This window comes from Phyllobacterium sp. P5_D12 (genome assembly GCF_054049495.1).
Map to the genome: position 1 here is coordinate 1 of NZ_JBFUMG010000010.1, position 19239 is coordinate 19239.

Consider the following 19239-nt stretch of genomic DNA (forward strand, 5'->3'; position numbering starts at 1 on the left):
GCCGAGATCTGGGCCGACTGGTATATCTACAAGGCAGGGACTAATAAACTTGCGACCGATTCGGGCGGCGAACCCGTCGAAGCGGAAGTCTTCGTTCAATATAACGATCTGGACGGCCCTAACCAGGAGCGGCTGTTTATTCAGCTATGCGCACCTCCGGTCGAGTTCGTGCGTATTTCCAGACAATCCACGCTTCCGCGCGAATTCGGCACTGTTGCGGGTGTCGACAGCGTTTTCAGTGCCATTGGCGACAAAGGTTATAATGGCGAGGCAACATCTGGAGCGGAAGTTTCCTATTCCACGACCAGCGTTTTCCGCATGGGCCGTATTGGCGTCAATCAGCTTACGGTCGCCCTCGATGATCACAGCTACAGCGAGTCGCAATCATTCGATCTCAGGTGCTCGGATATGCGCACGCCTGCCGCCAGGGATGATCGCCAAGAGGCTGAARCTGGGTCGCCCGTCACCCTTGAAATTCTGAAAAATGATGGAAACGAACTTACGGGAGKGGCATTTTCGCCGTTTAACCCCGTCACGAGTTTTGCTCAAGGTACGGTCGATCTCGTTTTGCCAACTGGCGCAACGAATCCCGTCAAGATCGATCGCGGAAAAGCACTGGGCGATGCTATTGTTGGCTTCACTGTAAAAGGTGAGGGCGTTTGGACTTATGACGACAACACGGGTGGTCTGACCTTCAAGCCAGAGGCCGGATTCCGCGGTTCGCCGACGCCGGTCGAATATACATTCAAGAATGGTCTCTATGACCAAAGAAAACCAGCCACCACGGCCAATGGCGAATCTGGCAAGGCCAAGGTTACGATTCTCTATCCTGATATCCAGGTCGTCAAAACCGCGACACCGCCCGCTGTTTTCGAGGTTGGCGCGGTCATCACCTATAAATTCAGGGTTACCAATCCCAGCTCCGTCGCCCTGACAAATGTGACCATTGTGGACACCATGCCGGGTATCGTGATCAAGGGCGAGCCGGTTTCGCTAGCCGCAGGCTCCAAAGACCAGCCGGCAGTCGATGAGACGACGTTTACCGCCTCGTATGCATTGACCGATGCCGACCTGAAGAAACCGGGCGGTACGCAGATCGTCAACACAGCGACCGCGACTGGTATCACGCCCGATGGCAAGACACTCACAAGCCTGCCCTCATCCGCAACGATAACGCTTCCGAGCTTATCCGGCTTGACGATCAAGAAGACAGCGAACGCACCGACGGGCAGCAAGGCTGGAGATACGATCACCTATGCGTTCGAGGTGGAGAACACCGGCAATATGACGCTGAGCAATGTCAGCGTCTCGGACAAGTTGCCGGGTATCGTTTTGAGGGGCGATCCGATCGCGACGTTCGCCCCTGGGGCTATAGACACAAAGACTTTCAGCGCCACCTATACGCTTGCGCAGGCCGATATCGACGCCGGYGAGGTGGAGAACACGGCAACAGTCACGGGCACACCACCATCTGGCGATCCTGTCACGGCGGTCTCGGCGCCGGTAACTGTCAGTTTCGATCGGGTGAAGGGGCTATCTATTGCCAAAGAAGCAGGACAACCGTCAAACGGTTGGAAGGCCGGTTCGGTTATCTCCTACACGTTCACGATCAAAAATATCGGCACCATAATGCTGACTGATGTGAGAGTTGTCGAATCGCTCGAGGGCGTTGTTTTGAAAGGTGAGCCCATCACCTCCCTTGCCCCAGGCGTTGAAGACAAGACCACATTCACTGCCAGCTACACACTGACTCAGGTCGACATCGATTCGGGTCAGCTGGAAAATTCAGCGACGGCCACAGGAACCACGCCTTCCGGCGAAAAAACCACCAGCCTGCCCGGCAAGACCCTGACTGTGTTCACCAGCGCGGCACCCAATCTGGACCTGTCCAAGCAAGTGGGAGATCTGTCTGAGATGGCGGTGGGTGGCACTGTCCCTTACACGTTTGCAGTGAAGAATACGGGCGATGTGACGCTGACGAACATCGTCGTGGGAGACAAGCTTCCGGGTCTGGTCMTGACCGGAAGCCCCATCGCCACCCTTGCCCCCGGTGAGACGAACAACACTGCCTATACGGCTACGTACACACTCTCCCAGGCCGATTTTGATGCAGGCATTCTGATCAATACGGCGACGGCAACAGGTGTTACGCCATGGGGCGACAAGTCTACCAGCCTTCCGTCAAGCGTGGGCATGACCTTGGATCAAAATCCTGGTCTTTCCATCGTCAAGGTTGCAGGCGAGCCGTCGGGTTCAACGGTTGGCTCGGCCATCGATTACACGTTTGAAGTGAAGAACACCGGCAATGTGACGCTGACGGATGTGACGGTTTCCGACAAATTGCCGGGCATCGTGCTCAAGGGCGCACCCATCGTCTCGCTCAGCCCCGGCGCGGAGGATACGAAGACCTTCAGCGCGACCTATACGCTGACGCAAGCCGATCTCGACAAGGGCAGGGTTGAGAATATGGCGACGGTCACCGGCAAGCCTCCGGCGGGCGATCCGGTGACGGCGACTTCCGAGGAGGTCGTAGTCGACATTGAACCTGCGCCCGGAATGACCATTGCCAAGACGGCTGACCGCAGCACCATTTCGCAGGTCGGAGACAAGATCAGCTATACCTTCACCATCAGCAATATAGGCAATGTGACGCTGAGGAACCTTGCGGTCTACGACAAGGTCGTTTCGGCTTCACCAATCTGCCAGATCCAGCAGCTCGCACCCAAAGCCGAGAAGAACTGCAGTGCGGACTACATCGTCACGCAAGCCGATCTCGACGCAGGCGCGGTGAGGAATGTTGCGACGTTGACCGGGGACAGTCCCAATGGCGAACAGCTCGTTCCGGTTGAATCACCGCCGGTGCTGACAGTTGCCGACGTCGTATCGAAATTGACTGTCGAGAAAAAAGCCGTTGCACCTGCGGAAGCGAAAGTCGGTGCTGCAATCAAATATACCTTCATTGTGAAAAACGAAGGCAATGTGACGCTCTCGAATGTTAAGGTCGAGGATTCACTGCCGGGTGTCGTGCTCGAGGGTGGTCCTGTCGCAACACTCGCTCCGGGTGCGGCGGTCAGCAGGTCATTTAGCGCCAGCTACGTTCTTACGCAGAAGGACGTCGATGCGGGAAGGGTGATCAACAAGGCGACAGCAACAGGCGTCCACAATTCCAAGCCTGTTGCCGGAAAAGAGCTTCTGATCTTTGGCGAAAAGTCAGTTACCAGCCCGGAGGTTGAGGCCCCTGTGGCCATCACAGCGGGTCCGGAGCTGACAATCGTCAAGAGGGCGAGCGCCGCATCCGGTGATGTGCCGGGTGCAACCATTTCCTACGATTTTACCATCACCAATACCGGCAATGTGACCTTGAGCGATGTCACAGTAACCGACGCGTTGCCGGGCGTGGTTCTACGGGGGCAGCCGATCAGGAGTCTTGCGCCGGGGGCGGTCAACACGACCGCCTATACCGCGATCTACACCCTGAAGCAGAGCGATATCGACGCGGGTTCGGTCGAAAATACGGCCATCGTCAAAGCCTCCCCGCCAACGGGCGATCCGATAACCGCGCAATCGGCAAAGGTGTCAACGCCCGTTGCAGCAACACCGAAACTGGACATTCTCAAGAGTATAGGCAAGCCAAACGGCAGGATGGCCGGGTCCAGTGTTCCATACACCTTCAAGATCACCAATTCGGGCAACGTAACGCTCGTCAACATTACAATCACCGACAAATTGCCGGGCATTGTCATCAAAGGCGGTCCTATTCCGGTATTGGCGCCCGGGCAAAGCGACTCGAGCACGTTTACGGCTACCTACATTCTTACCCAGGCGGATATCGTCGCCAAACGCGTGATCAACGCAGCTGTTGCCCATGGGCAACAGCTGGCCAAAGTCCCGCCAAAGACAGCCACGGTCAATCCACGGGATGTTCCAATGATCGCCAGATTGATAGGGGCTCCACCTGATGCGACCCGGGCTCCGGCACCGCTACGGGCGCCAGGAGACGAAGCGACCAATGGAGAAGGGAACGGTAGCGCTGCCCCCGTCGATAGCGGCGAAAGTGTTGCTGTTCTGGAAATCGGTGAGGAGAACTCGGAGCTGGGCCTCGTCAAAACCGGCCACTTCAACGATGAAAACGGCAATGGCTATGCGGATGTAGAGGAAACGATTACATATAGGTTCGTCGTTGGTAACAAGGGCACGGGTCCGATCCACGATGTATCTGTGGAGGATGAAGGACCAGTATTCAATGGCCGTCCGGCGGCGAACAAACTGTCGCATAGCGAGCCCGTTTCGGCTTCGATCGAACCGGGTGCAGAGCATATCTTCGCAGCTACCTATAAACTCGGTCAGACGGATATCGACGCCGCGGCGTCTGTCCAGTCCGGCGTAGTCAACAAGGCGGTGGCGCGCGGCTATAGTGGCGGCGGATCGACCAGCACACTGTTTCAATCGCCTGAAAGCACGTCAGTTCTCAATCTTCCTGCCGCCTACGGTGATCACGATGTAACGATCGTCAAACAGGCGGGGCTGCGCCAGATTCGGCGGGGCGAAAAGGCACCGTTCACCATCAAGGTGACCAACAATAACACCGATAATGTCGGAGCGATCGTTGTTACCGACATCCTTCCCTCCGGTTTTCGTTATGTTGATGGTTCAGCCCAGATCAATGGGGTTCCTGCCGCCCCTGTTGTCGATGGTCGCAATATCCGCTTTGACGATATCGTTCTTGGACCGAATGCGGCTCTGACGATCCGTCTGCAAATGCTTGCCCTAAGCACCGCAGAACCAGGTAAACACACCAATCGCGCGCAGGTGGCCGAAGCGGACGGAGAACGCCTGGCACCCGAAGCAAGTGCTTCCATCGAGATCATGATCGAACCGGTCTTCGATTGCGGCAATATCGTCGGCAAGGTTTTCGACGACGTGAACGGCAATGGCTATCTCGACGTTGAGGAACCCGGCCTACCCGGCGTACGGCTCGCGACGGTCAAGGGCTTGCTGATAACCACCGATAGATACGGTCGCTTCCATGTGGCCTGCGCCGATCTGCCGGACAAGAGCATCGGTTCGAACTTCGTCATTAAGCTCGATACGCGCACTTTGCCGACCGGGTATAGCGTGACCACGGAAAACCCAAGGGTTATCCGCCTGACTGCGGGCAAGATGTCAAAGCTCAATTTCGGCGCTTCGATCGGTCATGTGGTGGCCCTGGATATCACCGACGGAGCCTTCGAAAACGGCCAGAACGTCCTGAAAAAGGAGTGGAGCGAAGGACTCGATCAATTGATCGGCGTTCTCAAGCTGCAGCCCTCAACCTTGCGGATTTTCTATCTAGTCACTGCTGCGAGGGACCTTGCAGCAGAACGTGTTGGGACGCTTCAGGAGGATGTCCAACAACGCTGGAAGGACGCTGACGGCGGCTACGAGTTGAACATTGAAACACGCATGGAGCAGGGTCAATGAGCAACTTTTCCGTGAGTCCAATGCGTGTTCGTTCCGGCATCAAAGCTCTGCTCGCGGGTTGTGCATTCTTTGCCACCACCTCGGCCCATGCCGAAGATGCAAAGGCGTCCGATCCAGCAATTCCCTTCACCATCAGCGTCGATGGGGAAAAGGTGGATGGAAGTCCGTCCAGCCGGACTGGCCCGACGGTTGGGGCGGCGAGAGAGCTGCAAAACCGAAAAACCGATCTAGGTTTGAGCAGTGTCGATATACAGGTAAAATTCGACGGACTCGATGTAAGCCCGATCTTGAACTTGTCGACCATGCCGATTCGTCGTGCCTACAAGGCCGGCGAAAAGGTGGATTTCCTCGCCACGTCCAACTATCCCGCGTTTATCGAAAAGTCAGAAATCCGCATTCTGGATGCCGAGCATGAACCGGCGGACAAGCCGATCGACGTGATCCCTGTTACGGTAAATGGCCAGGCGGCATGAGTGATGCCGGAAACGAAGGACGACACCAAGCGCTTTCAATATGTCCTGCGGGTCTATGACGGCGAAGACCGTTACGACGAGACATTGCCAAGAACCCTGGCGCGCACCGAACGGGAACTGCCGGCGCAAGGCAATAATGGTCATGTCGCTTCGAGCGAAGGCGAGGCGACGGCGCCGGGCATGGGAGAGGATAACACTGCCCGGCGCAATATTCCGGTGCACGGCGGTGCGGTTACCGTTTATGGCCGCAACGTCCCGGATGGGTACAAGATCAGGGCGCTTGGCGACACCATTCCGGTTGACCCGGAGCGCGCTTTTGTCGTGCAGCGCATCCTGCCTTCCGGGCGACCATGATATCGATGTAGCGCTATCGGGCGTTTCCAAAAGCGGCGGACTGGATTTCAATCGCCATATCATCATACCCAAGAACGACTGGTTCTATGTAGGTCTGGCCGATCTGACTGTGGGGAAACGCTTTGGAGACAAAGACATAGAGAGCGTCCGCCCGGGCGAATATGACGATATCTACACGAAAGGACGTCTCGCTTTCTATGTGAAGGGCAAGATCAAGGGCAAATATCTGCTAACGGCGGCCGCTGATACGACGGAAACCGACCTTGATCAGATGTTCCGCGGCCTCGACGCCAAGGATCCTCGGCAATTGTTGCGCCGGCTCGACCCTGACGACTACTACCCGATCTATGGCGATGACTCGAGCGTTGTTGACGACGCGCCGACCAACGGCAAATTCTATGTTCGGCTGGATCAAGGCGACAGCCACGTCATGTGGGGTAATTACAAGGCGAGCATCCATGGCACCGAATTTATGCGTTCCGACAGGGCACTTTATGGGGCAAGTGGAGTCTATCGATCTGAAAAGACGACATTTTTTGGCGAACGGCAGACAGAAGCCACCGTCTACGCAGCGCAGCCCAATACACTGCCGCAACGTGACGAGTTTCTCGGCACGAGTGGTTCCGCCTATTTCATGAAGCAGCAGGACATTACCGTCGGCAGCGAAACGGTGACGGTCGAGATGCGGGACGAGGTGACCGGCCTGGTGCTCGAACGGCGCACACTGCGCTATGGCGAGGATTATACATTCGATTATGTGCAAGGAATGCTGATCCTCAAGCGCCCGCTCTCTTCCACGACGGGCACAGATCAGCCGGTGCGGGATGGCGCGCTCGGTGGCAACAAGGTCTACCTTATCTCGCAATACGAATTCACGCCCGTCGCCGGTACGCTCGACGGCTATGTCTACGGCGGTCGCGCCCAGCACTGGTTCGCCGACAAGCTGCGGATCGGCGTCACCGGGATGGATGAGAACACCGGCCTCGCGAACCAGCAGGCTTATGGCGCCGATGTCCAGTTGCGTTACTCTGAGACCACTTTCATCGAGGCGGAAGCCGCCCGTTCGAAGGGACCCGGTTTTGGCACCTCCCGCTCCGCCGACGGCGGGCTGACATTGAGCGATGTTCGTACAACCGGTACGCGCAATCGCGTGGCTAGCTCCTGGCGCACAAAGGCACAGCTCGATCTTGAGGATATCAGCAGAGGCGGCATAAAAGGGGCGGTTGGCGGGTACTATGAGCAAAAACAGGCGGGTTTCTCCACTTTGGCTGAACAGATTTCCGTCGATGAGCGCATCTTTGGTGCCTTTGCCAATATCGCATTGACCAAGGCCGTGAGCCTCGATTTCAACTATGACGATTATCAGGAAGGTCGCGGCACAAGCGATTTCGACGGTCGCGACATCGGCGAGCGGTCGAAGCGTAAGGGTGCGTCAGCGATCAGCTGGCAGCTAAACGAGTACTGGAAAGCTTCCTTCGGACTGACCTATACCGACCTTCAATCGCCTGTTGCCCGCGCATCACGCAAATCCGGACAGAACGGCTCGCGGCTCGACAGTGGCGCTCGCCTCGAATATGCGCCGGACGATGATCATACCTATTACGTCTTCGGCCAAGGCACGATTTCACGCTCCGGTGACATTGATCGCAATGATCGAATTGGCGTTGGCACGGACTACGAGCTGATCGAAAAGATCAGCCTAAACGGTGAAGTTTCCTATGGAAATCAAGGGTTTGGAGCACTAACGGGGATCAATTATCACCCAACGGCGGACGATACATACTATGTCGGCTATCGACTGGACCCAGACCGTGCCTTCGATCTCGACCGCCGTTACGATCTCTCTGGAACGGATCGCGGTGCCATTGTGGCTGGCGCGAGACGCAAGATGGACGATACACTGTCCGCCTATRCCGAGCGCAACTATGATCTGTTCGGATCCCGAAATTCGCTGACACAAACTTACGGCGTGGTCTACACACCCGATAAATGCTGGACCATTGATGGCGGCTTCGAAGCGGGGACGATCGAGGATGATACGATCGATCCTGATGACGGTTTGGAACGTGCGGATTTTGACCGCAAGGCCGTGTCCTTGGCCATCGGCTACAAGGATGAAGAGCGCATCAGCGCCCGGATCCGGGGTGAGGCGCGCTTCGAGGACAGCGACGATAACAGCCGCGACGCGAACACTTACCTGATCGCGAGTGGATTTAGCTGGAAGACGTCGGAGGACTGGCGTTTGCTTGCCAATATTGATGCCGTTTTGTCAGACTCCGATCGTGAGGCGTCATTTCGAGATGGAAATTACGTCGACATATCAGTCGGTTACGCCTACCGCCCGATCGGGAACGACCGGCTGAACGTTCTGTTCAAATATGGCTGGCTGCGCGATACGCCGGGCGAAGATCAGGTCAGCGCCATTAGCGGGGATGAATTTGGCCCTTCTCAGCGCAGCCATATTCTGTCGGCGGATATCAACTACGACCTCTTCCCATGGCTGACAATCGGGGGCAAATACGGGTTCCGCTATGGTGAGACGCGGCAACGTCTGGACGCGGATCGCGAGGCATTCTCGGCTTGGGAAACATCCTCGGCACATCTCGGAATTCTTCGCGCTGATGTGACTTTCGTCAAAAGCTGGGATGCGCTGGTCGAGGCCCGCGTCCTTTCCATGCCGGAAGCCGACACAACCGATTATGGCGCTCTGCTCGCGCTTTACCGTCATGTCGGCGACAATTTCAAGGTTGGCGTCGGCTATAATTTCGGCTGCTTCTCTGATGATCTGCGTGATCTCGTTCTGAATGACGAGGGGKTATTCCTCAACGTCATTGGAAAGTTCTAGAGACCTTTGCCAATCCCCCTGATGGACATCTGATGCGTTTTCTGCGTTTCCGGTGCTCACGTACTTTACGTACGCTGCGCTCCGGTTCTCGAAAACCACACCAGCTGCCTCATCAGGCCGAATTCTCAAAAATCTCAGCGATTCAATCGCTTGCAACCAAAATACACGCGCCGGCTGAAATTGTTACGCCATTTTCGCACATTCATGTATCAGAATCGCCAACTCTTGTTCCATTTCCTGCTTTCTTGCGAAAGAAACGGATGCGATTCCGATCCCGCCGTCCCTTTTCATCCGATATCAAGTCGGTGTCCCCTCAGTGGGCCCGCAAATCCGAAAACGGTAATATTCCGAAGCATAATTTAATTCAAATTTTGAAGTACATTTCCATTATATTCTGCGATACTTCGTTATGAAAAATTCATTTGCATGAAATACGAAATTTAGTTCTATATCCAAATATAGCTCAATAGATCTGTTTCTAACTGTCTCAAAATGGGGGCCATGATGGCGCTGAACAATTCCTTGCTCGACCTCCTCAATATCCATCCGGAAAACGGCCTGGACCAGATACTCACCGGTGGCGACGGACCCGACATTTTGTTCGGGGGCAKCGGCAACGACTTTATCCAGGGCAAGGCCGGCAGCGATCTGCTCTTCGGTTATGAAGGCATCGATACGCTGGCCTATGTCGGTTCGTCCGAAGGTGTGATGGTTCACCTTGGCGGCCTCGATGGATCCGGTGCGCTCGGCGCGTGGGGCGGCGATGCCGAAGGCGACCGGCTTGCCGTCGGTTTCGAGAATCTCGTGGGTTCCGCCTTTGACGACAAGCTCTCAGGCGATGCCGGCGACAATGTGCTCGTCGGCCTGGATGGCAATGACGGTCTTTCCGGTGGTGAAGGCAATGATACGCTCGTTGGTGGCGCAGGCACCGACTGGCTCGATGGCGGAACTGGCGACGACAAGCTCCTCGGCGGTGACGGTGAGGACTATCTCTATGGCCGGGACGGCAACGATACGCTCAATGGCGGTGCGGGCGAGGATCGCCTCGATGGCGGCAATGGCGATGATCACCTACTTGGCGGTGCCGGCACGGACTGGCTCGATGGCGGCAACGGTGCCGATTATCTCGATGGCGGCGAAGGCAACGATTTGCTCGATGGCGGCCGCGGCAATGATACGCTGATTGGCGGCGCCGGCGACGACGCACTGAATGGCGGCTCCGGCGATGACCGCCTGAACGGCGGTACGGGTGCCGACTACATCGCCGGCGGCCAAGGCAGTGACTGGATGGATGGCGGTGCCGGCGACGACCGGTTGGAAGGCGGGTCGGGACAGGACTGGCTTTATGGCGGCGATGGCAATGACACGCTCGATGGCGGCATGGGCGAGGACCGGCTGAACGGCGGGGCTGGCGACGACACGCTTGTCGGCGGTTCAGGCAGGGACTGGCTGGACGGCGGCACGGGCGCGGACCATCTCCTTGGTGGTTCCGGCGATGATTTCCTGCGCGGCGGCGACAACAACGATACGCTCGACGGCGGCGCCGGCAACGACACGCTGAACGGTGGTGCCGGTGATGACCAGCTCATTGGCGGCCCGGGTTCCGATATCCTTGCGGGTGGGACCGGTGCGGACACGTTCATCTTCGGTCAGGTCGAAACCGGTTTCCAAACCCAAGGCGGGCATAGCGCTATGACTTCGATCGTCGATTTCAACGCCAGCGAAGGCGACAGGATCGACCTTAGCCGGGTCGATGCCGACACGAGCACGTCGGGCAATCAGGATTTCCATTTCATCGGCGAAAGCGACTTCTCCGGCGTCGCTGGCGAATTGCGGGTTTTCCACGCTCCGCAGGACCCCTCTGGTGGCACGAGTATCGACCATTGGCTGGTCGAGGGCGACATGAATGGCGATGGTATCGCCGACCTCATCGCCGAGGTCTCGGGGCACGTCGAGGATGGACTGTCAGTGCATGACTTCGTGATGTGAGGAGTGCACGCGGTGGCGGAAGAGGAACGTCTCCACCAGCAGTTTGGCTACAGCTGGCACACCGCCGTGGTGCGGATTGATGCCTTGGACACAGAGGGAACCTATATCCCTGGTACGTCTGACCGTGACATATTGCATGGAGGTCCGCTTGCCGACTTTATCTCCGGCTATGCTGGCGATGATCGCCTGACCGGAGAGTCAGGCGAAGACCGATTGAATGGCGGCGAAGGCAACGATCATCTCTTCGGCGGCGACGGTGCGGATTTCATCATCGGCGGCAGTGGCAGCGATTGGCTCGACGGTGGAAATGGCGACGATCACATAAGCGGCGGCGAAGGTTCAGACTGGCTTTACGGCCGCGACGGCAACGACGTCATAGCGGGCAACGAAGCAGAGAACCGGCTGAGTGGCGGTAGCGGCAATGACACCATTTCGGCCGGTTCTACGACGGCGAGCGATACCTTCTATGGCCGCAACTGGGTCGATGGGGGCGCCGGCGCAGACCGGATCGTAACCGGTCTTGGCGATGATTGGGTCCGTGGCGGCGATGGCAATGACCGGATCAGCGGCGGCGGGGGTTCAGACCGCTTGAACGGAGGTGCGGGCAACGATATTCTCGAGGGCGGCGAAGGCAATGATTACCTTGCCGGCGGTGAGGGAAACGATTTCATCAGCGGCGGCAAAGGCGATGACGTCATGGCTGGCGGTGCTGGGGATGATCTTTTCATCGGTGGCGTCGGGTCAGGTAATCGTATCGACGGTGGTGATGGCATCGATACCGTGGACTACACGCTCGGCGATGGCGGGGCATGGGTGAGCCTGATGACGGGCGAGATGTCTGGAGACGTCCTGTTGAATGTCGAGAATCTGACCGGCAGCCAATACGCCGACTCTCTTGAGGGAGATGACAATGACAATATCCTGACCGACGGAGCTGGGTTCGACATTCTCATTGGCAACGGCGGAGCCGATATTTTCCGATTTCTTTATGCCGAGCATGGCGATCAGGATCACGAAGGACAGGCTTACGGCGATACGATAGGCGTTTTCAGCTCGGCGGAGGGCGACAGGATCGACGTTTCACCGATAGATGCGGATACGACCATCGACGGCAAGCAGGATTTCCATTTCATCCGCAACGGTGACTTTACCGGCAGTGCAGGTGAATTGCGGATGGTGGTGCCGGACAATGTGTACCCCAAGGATTATCTCCACCTAGAAGGAGATACCGACGGCGATGGCGTTGCGGATCTGGTTGTCGCAGTCGTTGGCGATTTTGACCATGACTGGACCGTGAATGATTTMATCATGTGAGGCGGAACGAATCTTGAGTTTCATTACCAACAGTGCGCATTTGAATATCTTGTGATTTTGAGTCGAGGACGAATTTTTGGAAGACTGGGACCCTAACGTAGTCAAGATGCTCAGCATCTTCATGCCGACCACTTTTGACAGGCGCCTGGCCATCAAGGGGCATTCCCGCTTCGTTCATTACACCACGGCCGAGAACCTGTATCGCATTCTTGATCAGGAGGAAATACAGTTTCGAAACACGCGATGCATGAACGATTATCGCGACGTCGAACAGGGGGTCATGCAGCTGCACCAGTGGAACAATGATGGGGAAAACAGCGAGCCGCTGGCGAAGGCGCTCGAAGCCAGCAGTCCCGGGGTTTGGGGTGAGGCAATGAAGAAATACTACCAGGCGTTGCCGAGCCTGCGCACCCAATCCTATGTCCTTTCGGTCGCCGAACATGATCCCGCTGAAAATGACACCGGCCGGCTATCGCTGTGGCGGGCCTACGAAAAAGGCGAGACCGGGATTGCCGTCGTCGTCAAGGTCGCGCCTTTCATGCAGGTGACGGAGGCCCTTAAAGCCTATTCCAGTCCGGTGGCGTACTGGACGCGGCACCAGCTCGATGATGAGTTCAAGGTCGTTACCCAGCGCGTCCTTGCCAACAAGGATTTCCTGTCGAAACTACCGAAACCCGCACTGATTGAAATGCTGTTCCTGATGCTGGTCTTCGCGGCGACATGCTCCAAACATCCGGGACTGGGTGACGAGCGCGAATGGCGTGTTTTGACCAATCCGCAACTCTGGCCGTCGCCGCAACTGGTCGAACACCATGACGTCATCGGTGGAATTCCGCAGACGGTTTACCGGATGCCGCTGAAAAACAGCCCCGCCGACAATGTGATGGGTATAGAACTGCCCGAACTCATCGACCGCGTCATCATTGGCCCAACCGCCTATGCCGGACCGGTCCGCGATGCCATCATTGCGAAATTGGCGCAGAGAAAGGTCGACGATCCCGCATCGAAGGTTGTCATATCGGGGATGCCAGTTCGTGCGAAGGCAATGGGATAGACGGTAAATGCAGCGTGATCGAAATTCCCCAAATCGTCCTCCTCAAGCCTCCTTTTGACCAAAGAAAATTCTAGACTGAGCGCAACCTCAGGGCGTTCGAACCGAGGGTGCTATTTTCGCGCAAGGAGGATAGTCAGATGCACGACCTAACCATAGTCCTGGCAATCTTCGCTATTGTTGTTCTCGCTTATCAGTMCGAGATCGATGACCGGCCGCCGGTCCAGGACGAAGATCAGACGGACTCCGCAGACTGACCTAATGGGCAACGCCGGCAATATCGTCCGGAAGGCCAACGGAATGGGCAATGCGATGCAGTTTCCCCGGCTCGGTATCCTCACCCATCTCGATGCCATTGAGTTCATCGACGGTCAGGCCGCACGCAACGGCGAGATCCTCGACTGTGTAATTGAATTTTTGCTTGATCATTTTCACCAGATTTGCGCTGGCGGCGATGGCGGAAGCCGTCGTTTCAATCGTGTCGACCATGGCGGATCTCCGGATCTGGCAGGTTTCGGTCTCCCGAAATGCACGGGCTCATATTTGGTTCCAAGCTGACGCAGCAGACTTAAATATCAGGGTGGTCTTGACATAGTGCATATGCACAGTTATATTGCCTTCATGAATGAAACATCATCCATGGACGCCTGCAATGGGTTCGCGACGAGACGTGCTGCTCGTTACATCACGAGGCTTTACGAGCGGCATCTTGCGGCAGCACACGTGACGACCACCCAGTTCTCGATACTGGTGTTGCTCAGCGAGAGACCGGGTATGACAATGAGCGAGCTTGCGCGGGCAATGGTCATGGACAGGACGTCACTGGTGCGGGCCATCAAACCAATGCAACGTGATGGCTGGCTGAAGACGGAACCGGCGCTGGATGAGCCACGAAAGCTGGTGCTGTCACTGACCGAACCGGGTCAGAGCAAGGTTCAGGAGGCCAGGCCGTTATGGCAAAAGGCCCAGCAGGAATTCGAAGCCCAGGTAGGGTCCGAACGAGCCGCACAATGGCGGCATGATTTTTTCGAGATGACACGCAGTACCTAGAATGTATCAGAGGTCGAAATTGCGTGCCGAATAGTGTGCATATGCACATAGCGTTACAACATATGGGAGACTGAAATGACTGGATATTTGAAAATTGCTGGCAGTGCCGTCCTGTATGGCATGATCGCAGCAACATCGCCGGTTCAGGCCGCCGAACCAGATCGCAATGTGAAAGAAGGGCAAGCCGTCGTTACGGCCCTTGGTGGTGATACGTCCGCCGTTACGTACTGGGTCAGCCAAAGCGATGGCTGGCATGTCGTGACAACAATCGATACGAAGAACGCAGCTGTCAGTTCCGAGACCGGAAATCACGCGGTCGTAAGGTTCTCCGCGGTGCTGCAGCCGGGCCAATCACACTCGATCTCGATCCCGGTTGCCGTTGGCGAGAAACAGCCTGCACTGCTTATCCGGCGCGTGGCGGACCGGATCGAGGTGGAGACAGATCCGGCACTGTTGAACTAGCGGGGTACCGCACTACTGCACGAGCGATCTGGACTGGTTGATCCAGTCGATCGCTTCGTGATGCGGCATAGGCTTTGCAAAATAGTGACCCTGCATGGTCACGCAGCCGAGTTGCCGCAGAATGCGCAGGTCGGCTTCAGTCTCGACGCCTTCGGCGACGACCTCAATTCCGAGTGACTTGCCAAGGCCGAGAATGGACTGCACGACTTTGCGATCATCTACCGACTCCGCGATGCCGTAGATGAACGAACGGTCTATTTTGATCCGGTCGACATGCAATAGCCGAAGCGACGACATCGACGAATAGCCGACACCAAAATCGTCGATGGCAATGCGCACGCCGACTTTGGCCAAGGCGGCGAGTTTGCCTTGCACCGAGCTGATATCCTTTGCGGTGTCCTCGGTGATCTCGATTTCCAGCATGGAAGCTGGCAGATCGAGTTTACGCAGTTTTGCGATTATCAGGTCGTCCACAGCGAGTTGAGACATCTCGCGCGGAGACATGTTCATCGCCACCCGCAAGTGACCAAGGTTCATTGCGCGCAATGTCTGCATCATGGTGCAGACGTCCTTCAATATGTATCGGAAGAGCGGTTCCGCAAAGCCGGAGAACGATGCGACCGCTACCAGATCCGTTGGGGGAATCCAGCCGTGCCGCGGATGTTTCCAGCGTACCAACGCTTCCAGATCGGTAATCTTGCGCCCGCCATTTCCAAAGATTGGCTGAAACCAGACCTCCAATGCGTCATTGCTCAATGCCTTGGCGACGTCGCGCTCTATATCGCGCCGCATCGCGAGGTGATCGCGCAAGTCGTCGTCGAATACATAATGCCGATTACGACCCTGTGACTTCGCCCTGTAAAGCGCTGCATCCGCACGGACCAGCATCTCGTCGACATCCCGTTCGCTGGATACACAAACGCCGATGCTGACGCCGATGCGGCCGGCATCGAAGGTGGCGAACGGAATGGATATTGCGGCGATCAATTTGGTGGCGAGTATCGACGGCGTCTCATCATAGCTGGCGGTATCCAGCAGAACAGCAAATTCGTCGCCGCCCAGACGTGCCACAAGTACGTCGTTACTCAGACTCTGACGAAGCCTCCGGCCGACTTCCACAAGCACCCTGTCGCCCGCTTTGTGACCGAAGGCGTCATTGATCGATTTGAAGCCATCGAGATCGAGAAGCATGAGCGCGAACCCGGCCGTGCTGGAGGACGGTAGAGATGCAACCTCCTGCATGAACCCGCTGCGATTGAGAAGTCCGGTCAGTTCATCGTGGGCGGCGCGATGTCCCATTTCGGCGGCGGCTTGCGTCGCCTGATCCCTTGCCGCTTCCAGAGAGATCGCCATGGCGGTGGCCTCGTTCTTCAGCCTGCTGGACTGCCGGAACAGTCCTTCGCTTTCCCGTGCGCCACGGATCAAGGCGGCGAGATAAATTATCGTCGTTGCTGCCAGACAATACCGGTCAAAACCACCGGCAAAGACGAGGCATCCGGCCACCGACAAGAGAACCGGGACAATGTAGCAGATCGGCATCAGCGCATAGGCAAAACCGGCGGTTACCGCGCCCGCAGTGATTCCGCACAGGACGACCAGATAAAATACCGATTGCGGCGCGGTAAAACCGTCGCACAGAACGGCGATGAAGGCCCACACGACACCTGAGGTCGCGGCCATGGCCGACTGCAGAAAGAGATGTTGTCTTACCGAGGCGGGATCGAGGTTCTTCGGCTCAACCGGACCGGCGGGGTCAAGCAGCCGCACTGGAAAACGGCACAGGAGCATCCGGGCCGCATTCACGAGGCTTGAGGCGAGAAACCACAACAACCCCGCCAGTCCTTGTCCGTAGTGAAGAGCGACGAGCAGACTGATCAATCCCAGGATAATACTGACGGGAACGGAAATGAGCATGCTGCGGCGCACGGCCAGGAGCTGGTCGGCGGCGATCAGATGCTGCAAGGGTAGCGCAAGCGCTTCTGCAGGTTGGTTGGGACTCATCGCGTCTCTGCCAGAAATGCATCGTTATTGGGAAGACAACTTAACCGCCTTCTGCATAATTATTAGTAACTTTTGCGAGCGGGCAGACACGCCCGACCATTGTTAATTTTTCAGGCCGCGGTCTGCGCAATAGGTCATGAACTCCTCCGGCAGCATGATGTCTTCACCCTCGACCTCCACCTGCAGGACCGGATGTTTGTGTACCGCGTGCAAGGCGTCCTTGACGCATGGATATTTGATTGCCGTTATCGTCAACCGTCCCTCGACAATGAACACGCGAACGGTCGTGTCTAGCCGGGACATCGCCGTGGCTCCTTTGTATGTGCTTCGATTTGACCCTTAGATAGTCATTGAAGTGCACACAAAAAAGACCTCGTGCTTAATCTTGGCTATGCCTTCCACGCCGAGCCGCGGATGACGCTGCAGAAATTGCCCCGGTGGAAATGCGGGTCCTTGTCGGCAAGTACATCGGCCTTGACGTTGCCGAAGGTGGTGTCGGGCTTATGCTTGATGCCATCATAGAAGGCCTGGATGATATCCTCCTTGAAGTGATCGCTCCGGGGATGGGCGTGGACGACCGTCTCCCGCTCGGTATCGCTGTATTCGGGATAGGTCAGTCCGAGCACGTCCATTTCGACGCCTGCGGTCACAAGCGCGACGACCGGGTGCATGTGCTGCGGTATGCCGGGTGTCGTGTGCAGCGCGATGGCGGTCCAGACGAGATCGATGTCGGTCTGTGCTATGCCATGTCCGCGCAGAAAATCGCGGGCGGCGTTGGCACCATCGACCTCGAACCGCTCATGCAAACTGCTGTGCTGATGGGTCAGCCCCATGTCGTGGAACATGGCGCCGGCATAGAGCAGCTCCGGATCGAACACGAGGCCGCGATGCTTGCCGGCGAGCGCCCCGAAATAATAGACGCGGCTCGAATGGTGAAACAACAGTGGCGAAGCGGTGTCGCGCACGAGTTCAGTGACCTCGCGTGCGAGCTTGCTGTCGGGGATGCTGACCCCTTCGATTGTCAATGCCATGGGACTTCTCCTTCTTTCTGTTGGCAAAGTGTAAGGGATGCGCTAGTTTGGCTGCAATTACCGTTTCACGACGAATACAGCCATTCTCCACCAGAAAGGGCCATGGAACGATGCCGAGCAAGCCGTTGAGGGTTGCAATTCTGGCAGTGCCCGGCGTTCAGCTGCTGGATGTGTCGGGGCCGCTCGATGTTTTTGCCGAGGCGAATGTGCAGGCCGGCCGGACGGTCTATGAGCTCTGCGTCCTTGGTACCCGGCCGGGCGCCGTCCGAAGCTCATCGGGCGCGCGGCTGATACCGGACATGGTCGTCGGTGAAAGTCCGGGCTTCAAGATCGATACATTGCTGGTGGCGGGTGCGCCGAACGCGGCGGACGTGCCGCGGGATGACGGGGTGGTCGATTGGCTGCGATCCGTGACGCCCGCCACGCGCCGCTATGGTTCGGTCTGCAGCGGCGCGTTCTTTCTTGCGCAGGCGGGCCTGCTGGACGGAAAGCGGGCCACGACCCATTGGGCAGTGGCCGAGCGGCTGGCTCAGGAATTTCCGGGTGTGACCGTCGACGCCGACGCACTCCACATCCGCGATGGCCGCCTGTGGACGGCCGCGGGCGTCACCGCCGGTCTCGATCTGGCGCTGGCTCTGGTCGAGGAAGATCTTGGCCGCGAGGTGGCGATGCGGGTAGCGGGACAGCTCGTGATGTTCTTCAAGCGGCCGGGCGGGCAGATGCAGTTCAGCCGGAAAGGCGAGGCGGCGCCTGTTGGCCGGTCGGCACTGCAGGAGGTGCAGCGCTGGGTTGCCGCGAACCCCGCCGAAGACCATAGTGTCGCAAGCCTCGCGCAGCGAACGGGGCTGAGCTCACGCCATTTCGCCCGCCTCTTCCGCCAGGAGGTCGGCATGACGCCGGGGGACTGGGTGGAGGAAGCGCGCGTCACCGCCGCACGGGACCTGCTCGAGAGCGGAGACGCTGCCCCGAAGCAGGTTGCCGGACGATGCGGGTTTGCCGATGTTGACACGCTGCGGCGCGCCTTTGTCCGGCGCGTCGGTGTGACACCGGCGGAATACCGGAAGAGATATGCACGGGAGGATATGAAAGTCGCCACTTCTCGAAACAGATAGGGGGCTGCGTCGATACGAGCGCAAGTCACCCAAGCGCGGTTGCCCGTGGAAGGCTGTGGCGCGCTGGAGTTGCACCAAACTTTGTTCGTGTCATATT

The 19239-nt window shown here is 57.4% G+C and carries 14 protein-coding genes; 10 read left to right on the plus strand and 4 right to left on the minus strand.

Features of this window, described 5'->3' with window-relative positions:
- The 7 genes from ACXJ5O_RS01670 to ACXJ5O_RS01700 form a co-directional block, all read left to right on the plus strand.
- Positions 1-5460 (plus strand): DUF7507 domain-containing protein (locus ACXJ5O_RS01670; protein WP_457298357.1); only part of this gene is annotated, 5460 nt, incomplete at its 5' end.
- Positions 5457-5933, plus strand: a complete 477-nt coding sequence (locus tag ACXJ5O_RS01675) for a hypothetical protein (RefSeq protein WP_457298358.1) — start codon at positions 5457-5459, stop codon at positions 5931-5933. The genes ACXJ5O_RS01670 and ACXJ5O_RS01675, both read left to right, overlap by 4 nt.
- Before the next feature lie 3 nt (positions 5934-5936).
- Positions 5937-6287 (plus strand): hypothetical protein, encoded by a 351-nt coding sequence (locus tag ACXJ5O_RS01680; protein ID WP_457298359.1) that lies wholly within the window; start codon positions 5937-5939, stop codon positions 6285-6287.
- Positions 6250-9132, plus strand: coding sequence for a TonB-dependent receptor (locus ACXJ5O_RS01685; RefSeq protein WP_457298360.1), 2883 nt, complete (start codon positions 6250-6252; stop codon positions 9130-9132). The genes ACXJ5O_RS01680 and ACXJ5O_RS01685 overlap by 38 nt, the downstream gene beginning before the upstream one ends.
- A 501-nt stretch (positions 9133-9633) precedes the next feature.
- Entirely contained in the window at positions 9634-11121 is a 1488-nt protein-coding gene (locus tag ACXJ5O_RS01690) for a calcium-binding protein (RefSeq protein ID WP_457298361.1), read from the plus strand.
- 12 nt (positions 11122-11133) lie between these two features.
- Positions 11134-12435: a calcium-binding protein gene (locus ACXJ5O_RS01695; protein WP_457298362.1), complete on the plus strand. Its 1302-nt coding sequence runs from the start codon at positions 11134-11136 to the stop codon at positions 12433-12435.
- A 76-nt stretch (positions 12436-12511) separates the two neighbouring features.
- On the plus strand, positions 12512-13489 hold the full coding sequence (locus tag ACXJ5O_RS01700; protein WP_457298363.1) for a DUF2971 domain-containing protein: 978 nt from the start codon (positions 12512-12514) through the stop codon (positions 13487-13489).
- A 255-nt stretch (positions 13490-13744) separates the two neighbouring features.
- Here the strand turns inward: ACXJ5O_RS01700 and ACXJ5O_RS01705 are convergent, their stop codons facing one another.
- Positions 13745-13975, minus strand: a complete 231-nt coding sequence (locus ACXJ5O_RS01705; RefSeq protein ID WP_457298364.1) for a helix-turn-helix domain-containing protein — start codon at positions 13973-13975, stop codon at positions 13745-13747.
- Between the two features lie 111 nt (positions 13976-14086).
- On the opposite strand from ACXJ5O_RS01705, the gene ACXJ5O_RS01710 reads away from it, so the two are divergent.
- Both ACXJ5O_RS01710 and ACXJ5O_RS01715 read left to right on the plus strand, forming a co-directional pair.
- Entirely contained in the window at positions 14087-14536 is a 450-nt protein-coding gene (locus ACXJ5O_RS01710) for a MarR family winged helix-turn-helix transcriptional regulator (RefSeq protein WP_457298365.1), read from the plus strand.
- Positions 14537-14611: 75 nt separating this feature from the next.
- Complete coding sequence (locus ACXJ5O_RS01715) at positions 14612-14998, plus strand: hypothetical protein (protein ID WP_457298366.1); 387 nt, start codon at positions 14612-14614, stop codon at positions 14996-14998.
- A 12-nt stretch (positions 14999-15010) separates the two neighbouring features.
- Here the strand turns inward: ACXJ5O_RS01715 and ACXJ5O_RS01720 are convergent, their stop codons facing one another.
- From ACXJ5O_RS01720 to ACXJ5O_RS01730, 3 genes are all read right to left on the minus strand, one after another.
- On the minus strand, positions 15011-16999 hold the full coding sequence (locus tag ACXJ5O_RS01720) for a putative bifunctional diguanylate cyclase/phosphodiesterase (RefSeq protein ID WP_457298367.1): 1989 nt from the start codon (positions 16997-16999) through the stop codon (positions 15011-15013).
- A 102-nt stretch (positions 17000-17101) separates the two neighbouring features.
- Positions 17102-17302 carry a hypothetical protein gene (locus tag ACXJ5O_RS01725; RefSeq protein WP_457298368.1) on the minus strand — a complete coding sequence of 67 codons (201 nt, stop codon included), beginning with the start codon at positions 17300-17302 and terminating at the stop codon, positions 17102-17104.
- A gap of 86 nt (positions 17303-17388) precedes the next feature.
- Complete coding sequence (locus ACXJ5O_RS01730; protein WP_457298369.1) at positions 17389-18030, minus strand: HD domain-containing protein; 642 nt, start codon at positions 18028-18030, stop codon at positions 17389-17391.
- 110 nt (positions 18031-18140) lie between these two features.
- On the opposite strand from ACXJ5O_RS01730, the gene ACXJ5O_RS01735 reads away from it, so the two are divergent.
- A complete protein-coding gene (locus tag ACXJ5O_RS01735) occupies positions 18141-19142 on the plus strand; it encodes a GlxA family transcriptional regulator (RefSeq protein WP_457298382.1) in 1002 nt (333 codons plus the stop codon).
- Positions 19143-19239: the final 97 nt, after the last annotated feature.

What these genes read in the sequence shown, in the direction of transcription:
- ACXJ5O_RS01675 (WP_457298358.1), top strand. Translation starts at nt 5,457, where the DNA reads ATGAGCAACTTTTCCGTGAGTCCAATGCGTGTTCGTTCCGGCATCAAA.
- ACXJ5O_RS01680 (WP_457298359.1), top strand. Translation starts at nt 5,937, where the DNA reads ATGCCGGAAACGAAGGACGACACCAAGCGCTTTCAATATGTCCTGCGG.
- ACXJ5O_RS01705 (WP_457298364.1), bottom strand. Translation starts at nt 13,975, where the DNA reads ATGGTCGACACGATTGAAACGACGGCTTCCGCCATCGCCGCCAGCGCA.
- ACXJ5O_RS01710 (WP_457298365.1), top strand. Translation starts at nt 14,087, where the DNA reads ATGCACAGTTATATTGCCTTCATGAATGAAACATCATCCATGGACGCC.
- ACXJ5O_RS01715 (WP_457298366.1), top strand. Translation starts at nt 14,612, where the DNA reads ATGACTGGATATTTGAAAATTGCTGGCAGTGCCGTCCTGTATGGCATG.
- ACXJ5O_RS01720 (WP_457298367.1), bottom strand. Translation starts at nt 16,999, where the DNA reads ATGAGTCCCAACCAACCTGCAGAAGCGCTTGCGCTACCCTTGCAGCAT.
- ACXJ5O_RS01725 (WP_457298368.1), bottom strand. Translation starts at nt 17,302, where the DNA reads ATGTCCCGGCTAGACACGACCGTTCGCGTGTTCATTGTCGAGGGACGG.
- ACXJ5O_RS01730 (WP_457298369.1), bottom strand. Translation starts at nt 18,030, where the DNA reads ATGGCATTGACAATCGAAGGGGTCAGCATCCCCGACAGCAAGCTCGCA.
- ACXJ5O_RS01735 (WP_457298382.1), top strand. Translation starts at nt 18,141, where the DNA reads ATGCCGAGCAAGCCGTTGAGGGTTGCAATTCTGGCAGTGCCCGGCGTT.